Raw genomic sequence first — 12,493 nt, 5'->3', positions numbered from 1 at the left:
TCGACCAGAGCGAATTGCGACGGCCACGGAATGCTTCTCAATCCTCCAGTCCTTCCAGTTCGGTGATCAGCCGGTCGACCATACCGAGGCCGATCTGCCAGAAGGCCGGGTCGCGCGCGTCGAGGCCGAAGGGGGCGAGCAGGTCGGAATGATGCTTGGTGCCGCCAGCCGCGAGCATGGCGAGATAGCGCTCGGCGAAGCCCTCGCGCGCGCCCTCGTAGACGCCGTAGAGCGAATTCACCAGGCAGTCGCCGAAGGCATAGGCATAGACGTAGAACGGCGAGTGAATGAAGTGGGGGATGTAGGCCCAGAACACCTCGTAGCCCGGGCGCAGGTCGACGCTCGGGCCGAGGCTCTCGGTCTGCACCTTCAGCCACAAGTCGCACAATCGCTCCGAGGTCAGCTCGCCGGCCCGCCGCTCGGTATGGACGTGCCGCTCGAAGGTGTAAAAAGCGATCTGCCGCACCACGGTGTTGATCATGTCCTCCACCTTGGCGGCGAGCATGGCCTTGCGCTGGCGCTTGTCGCTCGTGGCATCGAGGAGGCGGCGGAAAGTGAGCATCTCGCCGAAGACGGAAGCCGTCTCGGCCAGCGTCAGCGGCGTCGGCGCCATGAGTGCGCCGTTCGGCGCGGCGAGCACCTGATGCACCCCATGGCCGAGTTCGTGGGCGAGCGTCATCACGTCGCGCGGCTTGCCGAGGTAGTTGAGGAGCACATAGGGGTGCGCCGAGGGCACGGTCGGATGCGCGAAGGCGCCCGGGGCCTTGCCGGGCCGCACCGGTGCATCGATCCAACGCTCGTCAAAGAAGCGGCGCGCGATGTCGGCCATCTGCGGTGAGAACTCACCATAGGCGCCGAGCACGGTGTCGCGCGCCTCCTCCCAGCCGATGGTGCGCATCTCCACCTTGGGCAGCGGCGCGTTGCGGTCCCAGTGCGCCAGCTTGTCCTTGCCGAACCAGCGCGCCTTGAGCGCGTAGTAGCGGTGCGACAGGCGCGGATAGGCCTGTTGCACGGCCTCGACCAGCGCTTCCACAACCTCGCGCTCGACGCGGTTGGCGAGATGGCGTGAATCGGCCACGTCCTCGAAGCCGCGCCAGCGGTCCGAGATCTCCTTGTCCTTGGCAAGCGTGTTGGTGACAAGCGTGAAGATGCGCAGGTTGGCGCGGAAAACTTGGGCCAGCGCCTCAGCGCCGGCCCGGCGCACCTCCTCCTGCGGCTCCTGCAGCTTATTGAGGGTCGGCTCGAGCGTCAGTTCCTCACCGTCGACGGTGAAGCGCAGCGAGGCGATGGTCTCGTCGAACAGGCGGTTCCAGGCCGCCCGGCCGGTGACCGACTTCTCATGGAAGAGCTGCTCGATCCTGTCGTCGAGTTGGAAGGGCTTGTCCTTGGCGATGTCCTCGAGCCACGGGCGCCAGTGGGCGAGCGGCGCCTTGGAGGCCGCCTCCGCAAGGACCTTGTCGTCGATGCGGTTGAGTTCGAGCGTGAAGAACAGGAGATCGGAGCTTGCTGCCGTCAGGCGCTCCTGCGTGTCGCCATAAAACTTGCCGCGCTTGGGGTCTGTCGTGTCGCCCGAGTAGACGAGCCCGGCGTAGGACATGAGGCGGCCGAGAAGATCCTCCAGCTTTTCGTAGCGGGCGACCACAGCCGCCAGTTGCTCGCTCGCATCCGGTGCCGCCGCCATCGCCGCAAGCTTGCCCCGGTAGGCGGCGGCGAAAGCCTTGCATTCCTCCTCGGCCCGCGCGAGATCGTCGGCGAAGGCCTGGGACTCCATGCCCGGATAGAGATGCGACAGGTCCCATTCCGGCAGGCCGCCGAGCGTGTTGCCGTCCCGCGCCTGCGCGCCCGTGCTGCTGATCGTCATCGTCTTCCTGTCGTTGTCCATAGGTCCCGCAGGTTCCTACCGACCCACGGACCGATTCCGTTTCTGGCCGATCATCGGGCTTTGAATCGCGATGATCAACGCCGCGACGGCGGACAGGATCCGTCTTCGGCACACGGCTGCGTTAACAAGAGCTTTACCGTTCTCGCCCAGCATCGCCCCGAAACGGAACACAGCCGGGCGATTGAGCGAGATGACGACGATCCTGATCGTGGACGACGACCCGGTGCAACGCCGCCTCGTCGAGGGCATGGTGCGGCGCTTCGGCTATGAGCCGCTCATCGCGAGTTCGGGCGAGGAGGCGCTCACGCTGATGGCCGGCGGCCAGCCGCCCGTCGATCTCGTGCTGCTCGATCTCGTCATGCCCGATCTCGATGGCATGGGCGTGCTCTCGGCGATGCGCGAGAAGGGTATCGCGCTACCCGTCATCGTGCAGACCGCGCACGGCTCCATCGAAACCGTCGTCTCGGCCATGCGGGCGGGAGCGGCGGACTTCGTCGTCAAGCCGGTGGGGGCGGAGCGCCTGCAGGTTTCCATCGCCAATGCCCTGCGCACCGATGCGCTGGAGGACGAGATCCGCCGCATGAAGCGGCGCGTCGAGGGCGCCCTGTCGATCCGCGACATCGCCACGCGCAGCGAGGCCATGCGCCGGGCGCTGCACCTCGCCGAGCGCGCGGCCCGCTCCGGCATCCCGGTGCTCATCGAGGGCGAATCGGGCGTCGGCAAGGAGGTGCTGGCCCGCGCCATCCAGGGCTCGGGCGAGCGCAAGGGCAAGCCCTTCGTCACCGTCAACTGCGGCGCCATTCCCGAGAACCTCGTGGAATCGACCCTGTTCGGCCACGAGAAAGGTGCCTTCACCGGCGCCACCGAGAAACATGCCGGCAAGTTCGTCGAGGCGAACGGGGGCACGCTCTTCCTCGACGAGATCGGCGAATTGCCACTCGATGCACAGGTCAAGCTCCTGCGCGCCATCCAGGAGGGCGAGGTCGATCCGGTCGGCGGGCGCCGGCCGGTCAAGGTGGACATCCGCCTGATCTCGGCGACGAACCGCAGCCTGCTCGACCTCGTCAAACAGGGCCGTTTCCGCGAGGATCTCTACTACCGCCTCAATGTCTTCCCGATGACCCTGCCGCCGCTGCGCGCGCGCCGTGAGGACATTCCGGAACTCGCTCTCGGCTTCCTCGCCCGGTTCGCCGCCGAGGAAGGCAAGCGCGTGCGCGCCATCGCGCCCGAGGCCATGGCACTCATCACTCGCTACGACTGGCCGGGCAACGTGCGCCAGCTCGAGAATGCGATCTTCCGCGCCGTCGTGCTCGCCGACGGGCCCGAGCTGACGGTAGCGGAATTCCCGCAGATCGCGAGCCAGGTCGAGGGCTACGCGATCGACATCCCGCCCGCCCCCGCGGGCCCTGCGCCCGCCCCTGCCCCGGCGCGCGAGATCGTCCATGTCGAGGTGCGCGATCCGGGCAGCCTGCGCCTTCTCGACGATATCGGCGAGGTGCGCCCGCTCGCCGACATCGAGGCCGACGCCATTCGCTTCGCCCTCAACCATTATCGCAGCCACATGTCCGAGGTGTCGCGCAAGCTCGGCATCGGCCGCTCGACGCTCTACCGCAAGCTCAAGGAACTGGGCCTCGCTGAGGCCCCCGAGGGGGACGCGGACGGATCCATCGAATGACGACAGCAGGTATGGCAGCACACGGTGCCGAACCCGTCAGCATGCGAATCGTTTACAAGACACTCGCTCCGGCCGGAACAGCGGGAAAGGGGGCACTCATGCGGGCAAGCACTGCCGCGTGCATCGTCGCCGTTGGCATCGGTCTTCTGACCGCTGCCATTACGGGCCGCGCAGCGGCCGAGCCGATCGTGCCGGCGCAATCCGAGAGCCTCGTCCTGCCCACCCCGCCCGCTGCGGCGGTCGATGTGAGGGACATCGCCCCAACAGAGCCCGAACCGCCCGCGTCCGCAGGCACGGGCACGCTCGCCCCGCCCGATCTCCCCGATATCGCGGTGTCGATCACCGCGGATGAGCCGTCCGTCGCCCTGGCCGGCCGCATCCTCGACGCGCGCGACTGGACGCTGCCGCGCCTCGGCGAGGAGCAGCGCGGGGCAATCCGCGCCTTCTATGAAGCGCGCGGCTTCAATCCCCTGTGGATCGCCGACGGCGCCTTCACGCCGGCGGCCCGCAAAATCATGGCGGTCCTGACGGACGCGGCGGCCGAGGGGCTCGACCCGGCGGATTATCCACTGCCGCAGATTGACGGTCTCGAGGGTTCCAGCCGCGGCAGGGCTCTCGCGGATGCCGACCTGAAGCTCAGCGCGGCCGCCGTCCTCTACGCCCGCGATGCGCGCGGCGGGCGCCTCGAGCCGACCAAACTCTCGAAGCTGCTCACTCCGACGCGCGAACTGCCGGAAGCAGGCGACGTGCTGGAGCGGCTCGGCGCAGCCCCGGATCCTGGCGCGGCGCTCGCGGCCTACAATCCGCAGCATGCGCAATATGCTGCGCTGAAACGCAAGCTCGCGGAGGTACGCTCCGAACGGCCGGCGCAGACGCCCATGGTGCGCGTGCCCAAGGGGCCGACGCTGCGGCTCGGCATGCAGGACGAGCGCGTGCCGCTCATCCGCGCCCGCTTCGGCCTCGACGTGACGCCGGACGGCGACCACACCTATGACGAGAAGGTGGCTGCGGCCATCGCCGATTTCCAGCGTGCGCACGGGCTCGCCGCCGACGGCGTCCTGGGCGCACAGACCCTGGCGGCGCTCGGTGGCGGCGAGACGACGAACGGACGCCTCGAGGCCGACATCATCGCCAACATGGAGCGCTGGCGCTGGCTGCCGGCCAACCTCGGCGACAGGCACATCTCCGTCAACATCCCCGCCTACATGGTCCGCGTGCTCGACCGGGGCGAGGTGATTCACGAGGCGCGCGTCATCGTCGGCAAGCCGGAGACGCCGACGCCCGTCTTCTCGGACGTGATGCGCCACGTCGTCGTCAATCCCTACTGGAACGTGCCGCCGTCAATCCTGCGCAAGGAGTTCCTGCCGCACATGGCCCAGGACCCGGATTATGCGGCGCGTCGCGGCTACGAGGTGATTCGGCGCGGCAACAGCATCTCCATCCGCCAGCCGCCGGGCGAGCGCAACGCTCTCGGCCACATCAAGTTCATGTTCCCCAACCAGCACGCCGTCTACCTGCACGACACGCCGAGCCGCTCGCTCTTCAAGCGCAGCGAACGTGCCTTCAGCCACGGCTGCGTGCGAGTGGACGATCCCTTCACCTTCGCCGAGATCGTACTTGGCGACGCCTGGCCACAGTCGCGGATGAAGAAGCTGATCGGCAAGGGGGAACGCCTCGTGCGTCTCCCCGAACTTATCCCCATCCATCTCACCTATTTCACCCTCATGGTCACCGACGAAGGCAAGCTCGTTCGCTACCCGGATATCTATAGCCACGACCAGCGTGTCGCGGCCGCCCTCCGCGATTTACACTGAACGTGGCGACAGGAGCGATCGATCGGCATTATTTTGCCATCGTCTCGCCTTAACCGGTTCTTGTCCGCAGCCGGTCCCGACGCTAACCTTGCGTTAAGGCTTTGCGGTAAGAGTTCGTTCATCGTTTGACTGACGGCCGCGTTCAAGGCCGTCTCAGCAACGGATGAGTTGGCTTTGTATTCGACACGCTTCAGGCAAGCGTTGTCCCGGGTGGGGCCTTGTTCGCGCGCGGCGTGCAAGATCCTGATCGCGTGCGCCGCGGTCGTGGCCGGGACCCGCAGTCTCCAGGATGCGGTCGCCAATGGCGACACGCGGGCGCTCAGCCTGTACCAGACCCACACCAAGGAAAGCGTGACAGTTACCTTCAAACGCAACGGCGTCTATGACCGCGAAGCGCTGGAGAAGCTCAACTGGATCCTGCGCGACTGGCGCCGGGACGAGCCAATCGCCATGGATCCCAAGCTGTTCGACGTGGCTTGGGCCGTGCACCGCGAGGTGGGCTCGCGCCAGCCGCTCCATGTCGTCTCGGGTTACCGGGCCCCTGAAACCAACGCCATGCTGCGCCGCCGCTCCAGCGCGGTCGCCAAGCAGAGCCAGCACATGCGCGGCAAGGCGATGGACTTCTACCTGCCGGACGTCAACATGGCCCAGGTGCGGGCCATCGCCATGCGCCTGCAGCGCGGCGGCGTCGGCTATTATCCGACGGCCTTCAACCCCTTCGTGCATCTCGACGTCGGCAGCGTGCGCTCGTGGCCGCGCATGACGCGCGACCAGCTCTCGCGCCTCTTCCCCGACGGCAAGACCGTCCACATCCCCGCGGATGGCCGGCCGATGGAGGGCTACGAACTCGCCCGCGCCGAGATCCTGTCGCGCGGCGATGCGGTCGCCGGCTCCTATTCGGCCTATGCCGAGGCCGAGACAGCCCGGCCAAGCGGATCGCGCAAGAGCTTCTGGGCCTCCCTCTTCGGCCTCGACGAGGAGGAGGATGAGGATTTCGCCAAACCGAGCGGCAATGCGCGCACAAGGGTCGCCACTGCCGAAACCGCGCCGGCGGGGGGCGATGCCGCCGTCGCCGCCGACAACAGCAACGTGTCCTTCTTCCTGCGCGACCGGCGCGGCGGCGGTGCACCGACAGCGCAGCCACAGCCCCCCCGACCCACCGCAGTCGCGGCGGCGCCTCAAGCGGAGCCACTGGTCCAGGCGCCCACCGCGGTACCGGCAGTGGTGCCGCTGCCCCAGGCGCGGCCGGACGGCATCGCCCCTGCGGCGGTCCCGTCCGCCGAGGCACCTGTCGCGCTCGCCATGGCGCCGGTGCCCCCGCGGCGGCCTGAGGACGCCATCGCTTCCGTCAATGCCATTGCCGCAACGGCGGTCGTTGCGAACGTTCCGGCGCCGCCGAGCCGACCGGTGAGCTTCGCCGCCGCCGGCCTCGGCTCGCAGGAGATCGGCACGCGCGCCTCATCCGACGAGAGTGGCGCGCTCGCCGCCCTCGCCGCGGCGGCATCCGCCCGTCCACCGATGACCCGCGTTGCCGGCCTCGTGCCGATGGCCTATGCGGCGGCCGACGTGCCGGTGCCGCCTATCCGCCCCCTCGCCACCGCCGCATCGCCGGCTGTCGCCGAAGAGGCGAGGCCCACGCCTGCCACGCCCCGCCCGGTCGCCGCAGCGGCCGTCCCGCGCGTCCTGCGCCCCCTGTTCGGCGGCGACCCGGTCGAGCCGCCGACCCCCTCGTCGCGCATTGCGATGGCCCATGCGGCAGCCTCGTCCCCGCGCCCCCTGCCGGCGAGCCGGCTAGCGGCAGCGGCCTTCACGCTCGCGCTGCCGCTTCACGCCGACGGTCCGGAGGCACCGCAACCCTGAAGCGCAGCGACCCCAGACAACAAGAAGCCCCGGCAGGACCGGGGCTTCTTGTTGGGCCGGTACGGCAGCCTCGCGGCACCTCACATGCCGAGCGCCTGCATGTAAAGTTCGAGGATCGCCTCTTCCTCCTGGCGCTCCTCCGGCGGCTTCTTGCGCATGCTGACGAGCCGGCGGATCGCCTTGGTATCGAAGCCGCGTCCCTTCGCCTCGCCGTAGACTTCCTTGATGTCGCCAGCGATGGCCGCCTTCTCCTCCTCGAGCCGTTCGATGCGCTCGATGAACTGCTTCAACTCCTCCGCGGCAACACCACTGTCGGCAACGTCGCTGACCATATGTCTCTTCCGTCTCACTGATGGATCATGGGCGACCGGCGGCCGCCCGCGCGCGAGCCGCGCAGACTAGTGGCTCCGGCGCGGATTGGAAGGGGCCGTGGCGGCCGAAATGTCTCGTGTCCCCGCTATCCCGATGTCAAGGCCGGATCAGCCGTGGCGATGGCCCGCCTTGGTGAAGGCTGCCTTCTGCTCCGGCGTCGCCTCCTTCTGGTGGCGCTCCTTCCAGTCCTCGTAGGGCATGCCGTAGACATGCTCGCGCGCATTGGCCCGGTCGAGCGTCAGCGAACGCTCGGCGGCCGCTTCCTCGAGCCAGTTGGACAGGCAGTTGCGGCAGAAGCCGGCAAGGTTCATGAGATCGATGTTCTGCACGTCGGTGCGCTCGCGCAGGTGCTTCACGAGCCTGCGAAAGACCGCGGCCTCCAGTTCGGTCATCGTATGGGCGTCGATCTGCTGCATTGCCGTGCTCCTTCCTCGCCGTCCGGCCGTTGCGAGGAACAATGGTGACGAAAGTCGCAACTTGCCATAGGAGGAGCGGGATCGCGACCTCCCTCGCAGACGCCGGTGCCCCCTTGAGCATCACCTCATCCTCGAAAGCCACGCATGCACCCTCGCCGCTCGCGCTCGGCGCCCTCCTCGCTGCGGCGCTCGCCATGGGCCTGTCGCCCGTCCTCGTGCGCCTTGCCGATGTCGGGCCGTTTGCCAGCGCCTTCTGGCGCGTGGCGCTCGCCTTGCCCATCCTCTGGGTCTGGATGCAGGCGGAAGAACGCGGCCGCGGGACCGCACGGTCACGACCCTTCGGGCGCGGCACCGTGCTCGCCGGCCTGTTCTTCGCCGGCGACCTGTTTTTCTGGCATCTCGCCATCATGAACACGACGATCGCCAATGCCACCTTTTTCGCGACGATGGCGCCGCTCTTCGTCGTGCTGGCGAGTTGGCTCGTGTTGCGTCGCCGGGTCGCCGGCCCGGTTCTCATCGGCCTCGCCTTCTGCCTCGCGGGCGGGGCGGCCCTCATCGGCCAGAGCCTCGATATCGCGCCGCAGCGGCTCGTGGGCGACGGCTTCGGCATCGCCACGGCCGTCTTCTTCGGCTTCTACTTCCTCGCCATCGAACATGCGCGCAAGACGACCGGAGCTGCCCGCGTCACCTTCGAATCGAGTCTCATCACCGCCGCCATCCTGCTCGTCGTGGCCTTCGTCATGGAGCCGCACATCCTGCCGCGGAGCAGCTGGGGCCTTGCCGTCCTCGTCGCGCTCGCCTGGTTCAGCCATGCCGGCGGCCAAGGGCTGCTCGCCTTTGCCCTCGGGCATCTGCCGGCGACCTTCTCCTCCCTCGTCATCTTCCTGGAAGCGGTCTTCGCCGCGGCCTTCGGCTGGCTGATCGCGGGCGAGGCCTTGACGCTGGTGCAAACGGCCGGCGGACTGCTCATCCTGTTCGGAATCTGGCTCGCGCGGCCGAAAGCTCCGCGCACCGCAGTGGAACGACAATTGCCGGTGCCGCACTAGGGTCGAGTGCCGGGAGGAACGAGGGAGAACGAGATGGCCGAAGGCTTGGGCGACAAAGGCATGGCGCACCCGGCGTACCTGTCGGGTCCCGTCGGCGCGCGCCGCGCGGTGCTGGAGGCGGTCTTCGAGGCGGCCGTCGCCGCGGCCCACCCGCGCCTCTGCCTGCCGCAGCACCTGCCTCCCCCGCCCGCGAACGGGCGCATCATCCTGCTCGCCGCCGGCAAGGCCGCCGCATCGATGACGGTCGTCGCCGAGGAATTCTACGAGAGCGAATACCGCCTCCCGCGCGAACGCATGACTGGCATCGCCGTGACACGGCATGGCTATGGCCAGCCAACGCAACGAATCGAGATCGTCGAGGCCGGGCATCCCGTGCCGGACGCCGCCGGCCTCGCCGCGACGGAGCGGGCGCTCGCCCTTGCCGCCGGGGCGCACAAGGAAGACCTCGTGCTCGTGCTTCTGTCCGGCGGCGGCTCTGCCAATTGGATCGCGCCGGCCGGCAACCTGACGCTGGCGGAAAAGCAGGCCATCACGCGCGCACTGCTGCGCTCCGGCGCATCGATCGATGAGATCAACGCCGTGCGCAAGCACCTGTCGCGCATCAAGGGCGGGCGCCTCGCCCGCTGCGCCGCTCCGGCGACGATCCTGACCCTCGCCATATCCGACGTGCCCCGCGACGACCCCTCGACCATCGCCTCCGGCCCGACGGTGCCTGACCCGACAACACTCGCCGAGGCGCGTGCCATCGTCGCCCGACGCGGCGTTCCGCTGACCGCCTCGGCCGCAGCGCTGCTCGACGATCCGGCGAACGAATCTCCAAAGGCCGGCGACCCAGCCTTTGCGCGCAGCCGCTTTGAGATCATCGCCCGCCCGGCCGACTCCATCGCTATCGCGGCGCGCACCGCGCGGGAGAACGGCTACGAGCCCATCGTCCTGGGGGCCGACCTCGAGGGGGAGGCCCGCGAGATCGCAGCCAACCATGCACGGCAGGCGCTTGCCCTGCGCGAAGCCGGCCGCCGGGCCGCCATCATCTCGGGCGGGGAACTGACGGTCACGCTGAAGGGTAAGGGACGCGGCGGCCCGAACCAGGAATACGCCCTCGCGCTCGCCCTCGCCCTCGACGGCGCGGCGGGCATCTGCGCCCTTGCCGGCGATACCGACGGCACGGACGGCGGCGGCGGTGCCGCGAGCGACCCGGCGGGCGCCATCATCGACGAGACCACGCTCGCGCGCGCATGCAGCCTTGGCCTCGATCCCGCCGCATCTCTGGCCGACAACGATTCGACGCGCTTCTTCGAAGCCCTCGGCGACCTTCTCCTGCCCGGTCCCACACGCACCAACGTCAACGATTGTCGCGTGATACTCGTCGACGACCGCTAGGACGCGCCGGTACGGACAACGAAGAGGCGCGTTGACATTCCGCGCCGCGACGCTCAAGACCTGTATCGATTAGATGCTTGATTGGCCGATGAAACTCACCCAGCTTGCCCCCATGTCCCGGCTGCGAAAGTTCGCCCTCGGCGCCCTCGCCCTCGCGTGGCTCGCGCTTGTCATCGGGGCCGTTTCGCCTGCCCGGGCGGACCTGCGCATCTGCAACATGACCGGGGCGCGCGTCGGCGTCGCGCTCGGCTATCGCGACGCCCAGGGCTGGATGACCGAAGGCTGGTGGAACATCGACGAACGCAAATGCGAGACGCTGCTCAAGGGGCCGCTCGCCGGGCGTTTCTACTACATTTACGCTCTCGACTATTCCGGTGGCGGGGAATGGGGCGGCCGCTCCTTCCTGTGCACGCGCGACCGCGAGTTTTCCATTCGCGGCATCGACAACTGCCTCGCCCGGGGCTACGAGCGGACCGGGTTCTTCGAGGTCGACACGGGACAGCAGAAGAGCTGGACCATCCAGCTCACGGACAGCAACAGAGCAGCCGAGGTGCGTAGATGAGACGGATGCGGCGCGTAAAGATCTTGGCCACCCTCGGACCCGCGTCCAACGACCCGGCCATGATCGCCCGGCTGCATGAGGCCGGCGCGGACGTCTTCCGCATCAACATGAGCCACACCTCGAAGGACGATCTCGCCGAGCGCGTTGCCGCCATCCGTGCCGTCGAGCAACGCGCGGGCCGGCCCATCGGCATCCTCGTCGACCTGCAGGGACCGAAGCTGCGCATCGGCACCTTCGCCAAGGATGCCGAGATGCTGTCGGCGGGCGAGCGCTTCGTCCTCGATGCCGACCCCAAGCCCGGCACGTCCAAGCGCGTGCACCTGCCGCACCCCGAAATCCTCGCGGCGCTCGAGCCCGGCCATGCCGTCATCATCGACGATGGCAAGATCCGGCTCGAGGTGGAGAGCGTCGGCAAAGGCAAGGCCACCACGCGGGTCGTGGTGGGCGGCAAGATCTCCAACCGCAAGGGCGTCAGCCTGCCCGACACCACTATCCCAGTCTCGGCCATGACGGAGAAGGATCGCACCGATCTCGAGGCTGCCGTCAACATCGGGGTCGACTGGATCGCGCTCTCCTTCGTGCAGCGGCCGGAAGACATCGCGGAGGTGCGCAAGGTCGCGCGCGGGCGGGCGCTCGTCATGGCCAAGATCGAGAAGCCGCAGGCGGTTGCCCGGCTCGACGAGATCATCGAGGTCTCCGATGCGCTGATGGTCGCCCGCGGCGATCTCGGCGTCGAGATGCCGCTCGAGAAGGTGCCCGGCATCCAGAAGCTCATCACGCGCAGCGCCCGCCGCTGGGGCAAGCCGGTCGTCGTGGCCACGCAGATGCTGGAATCGATGATTACCTCGCCGGTTCCGACACGTGCCGAGGTGTCGGACGTCGGCACCGCCGTCTTCGAGGGCGCGGACGCCATCATGCTGTCGGCCGAGAGCGCGGCAGGCCAGTACCCGGTCGAGGCGGTGGCGACGATGAACCGCATCGCCGTGGAAATCGAGCGCGACAGCAACTACCGCGCCATCATCAACGCCCAACGCGCCGAACCCGAGGCGACGGGCGCCGATGCCATCGCCTCCGCCGCGCGCTCGATTGCCGAGACGCTCGACCTCAAGGCTATCGTTGCCTGGACCTCCTCCGGCGCCACGGGTCTGCGCATCGCGCGCGAGCGCCCGCAGACACCCTTGCTCGCCCTGACGCCGAATGCCGATGCGGGTCGGCGCCTCGCCCTCGTGTGGGGCGTGCATCCCATCGTGACCGAGGATGCCCGCGACATCGACGACATGGCCGACCGCGCCTGCGACATCAGCCGCGATGCCGGCTATGCCGAGGCCGGCCAGCGCGTCATCATCGTCGCGGGCGTGCCGTTCGGCACGCCCGGTGCGACGAACATGGTGCGCGTCGCCTTCGTCGCGCAGGATGGCGGTGCGCTCGGCCACGGTAATACATCGCGACGGCCCTGATGCCGAAGCGGCGGGCACGCTAGGCCGCT

10 protein-coding genes are annotated in these 12,493 nt (G+C 68.6%); 7 read left to right on the top strand and 3 right to left on the bottom strand.

What is annotated here, in order from left to right:
* Nucleotides 1-37 precede the first annotated feature (37 nt).
* Complete coding sequence (locus P2T65_RS00550) at nt 38-1,861, bottom strand: M3 family oligoendopeptidase (RefSeq protein WP_063185598.1); 1,824 nt, start codon at nt 1,859-1,861, stop codon at nt 38-40.
* Nucleotides 1,862-2,072: 211 nt separating this feature from the next.
* On the opposite strand from P2T65_RS00550, the gene P2T65_RS00545 reads away from it, so the two are divergent.
* From P2T65_RS00545 to P2T65_RS00535, 3 genes are all read left to right on the top strand, one after another.
* Nucleotides 2,073-3,557: a sigma-54 dependent transcriptional regulator gene (locus P2T65_RS00545; protein ID WP_055457684.1), complete on the top strand. Its 1,485-nt coding sequence runs from the start codon at nt 2,073-2,075 to the stop codon at nt 3,555-3,557.
* A gap of 98 nt (nt 3,558-3,655) precedes the next feature.
* Nucleotides 3,656-5,371: a L,D-transpeptidase family protein gene (locus P2T65_RS00540; protein ID WP_276198985.1), complete on the top strand. Its 1,716-nt coding sequence runs from the start codon at nt 3,656-3,658 to the stop codon at nt 5,369-5,371.
* 264 nt (nt 5,372-5,635) lie between these two features.
* Nucleotides 5,636-7,231 (top strand): DUF882 domain-containing protein, encoded by a 1,596-nt coding sequence (locus tag P2T65_RS00535; protein WP_276198984.1) that lies wholly within the window; start codon nt 5,636-5,638, stop codon nt 7,229-7,231.
* Between the two features lie 80 nt (nt 7,232-7,311).
* Here the strand turns inward: P2T65_RS00535 and P2T65_RS00530 are convergent, their stop codons facing one another.
* On the bottom strand, nt 7,312-7,563 hold the full coding sequence (locus tag P2T65_RS00530; protein WP_055457687.1) for a DUF2312 domain-containing protein: 252 nt from the start codon (nt 7,561-7,563) through the stop codon (nt 7,312-7,314).
* Nucleotides 7,564-7,710: 147 nt separating this feature from the next.
* The gene (locus tag P2T65_RS00525; RefSeq protein WP_055457688.1) at nt 7,711-8,019 is read right to left on the bottom strand and encodes a DUF1244 domain-containing protein; all 309 of its coding nucleotides are present in this window, start codon (nt 8,017-8,019) and stop codon (nt 7,711-7,713) included.
* A gap of 113 nt (nt 8,020-8,132) precedes the next feature.
* Here P2T65_RS00525 and P2T65_RS00520 point away from each other — a divergent pair, with 113 nt between their 5' ends.
* The 4 genes from P2T65_RS00520 (at nt 8,133) to pyk (ending at nt 12,464) form a co-directional block, all read left to right on the top strand.
* Nucleotides 8,133-9,065: a DMT family transporter gene (locus P2T65_RS00520; protein ID WP_071924126.1), complete on the top strand. Its 933-nt coding sequence runs from the start codon at nt 8,133-8,135 to the stop codon at nt 9,063-9,065.
* 60 nt (nt 9,066-9,125) lie between these two features.
* Nucleotides 9,126-10,445 (top strand): glycerate kinase, encoded by a 1,320-nt coding sequence (locus tag P2T65_RS00515; RefSeq protein WP_276199179.1) that lies wholly within the window; start codon nt 9,126-9,128, stop codon nt 10,443-10,445.
* A gap of 112 nt (nt 10,446-10,557) precedes the next feature.
* Complete coding sequence (locus P2T65_RS00510; protein WP_055457690.1) at nt 10,558-11,007, top strand: DUF1036 domain-containing protein; 450 nt, start codon at nt 10,558-10,560, stop codon at nt 11,005-11,007.
* Nucleotides 11,004-12,464: a pyruvate kinase gene (pyk, locus tag P2T65_RS00505; RefSeq protein ID WP_055457691.1), complete on the top strand. Its 1,461-nt coding sequence runs from the start codon at nt 11,004-11,006 to the stop codon at nt 12,462-12,464. The genes P2T65_RS00510 and pyk overlap by 4 nt, the downstream gene beginning before the upstream one ends.
* Nucleotides 12,465-12,493 lie beyond the last annotated feature (29 nt).

Source organism: Chelatococcus sp. XZ-Ab1 (assembly GCF_029309855.1).
In the GTDB taxonomy this organism is placed as follows: domain Bacteria; phylum Pseudomonadota; class Alphaproteobacteria; order Rhizobiales; family Beijerinckiaceae; genus Chelatococcus_A; species Chelatococcus_A sambhunathii.
Note: the sequence above shows the minus strand (reverse complement) of the source record. Positions and strands in the feature narration are given on the sequence as shown.

Excerpts from the sequence above, each read along its gene's own strand:
- P2T65_RS00550 (WP_063185598.1), bottom strand. The coding sequence starts at position 1,861 with ATGACGATCAGCAGCACGGGCGCGCAGGCGCGGGACGGCAACACGCTC.
- P2T65_RS00545 (WP_055457684.1), top strand. The coding sequence starts at position 2,073 with ATGACGACGATCCTGATCGTGGACGACGACCCGGTGCAACGCCGCCTC.
- P2T65_RS00540 (WP_276198985.1), top strand. The coding sequence starts at position 3,656 with ATGCGGGCAAGCACTGCCGCGTGCATCGTCGCCGTTGGCATCGGTCTT.
- P2T65_RS00530 (WP_055457687.1), bottom strand. The coding sequence starts at position 7,563 with ATGGTCAGCGACGTTGCCGACAGTGGTGTTGCCGCGGAGGAGTTGAAG.
- P2T65_RS00525 (WP_055457688.1), bottom strand. The coding sequence starts at position 8,019 with ATGCAGCAGATCGACGCCCATACGATGACCGAACTGGAGGCCGCGGTC.
- P2T65_RS00515 (WP_276199179.1), top strand. The coding sequence starts at position 9,126 with ATGGCGCACCCGGCGTACCTGTCGGGTCCCGTCGGCGCGCGCCGCGCG.
- P2T65_RS00510 (WP_055457690.1), top strand. The coding sequence starts at position 10,558 with ATGTCCCGGCTGCGAAAGTTCGCCCTCGGCGCCCTCGCCCTCGCGTGG.
- pyk (WP_055457691.1), top strand. The coding sequence starts at position 11,004 with ATGAGACGGATGCGGCGCGTAAAGATCTTGGCCACCCTCGGACCCGCG.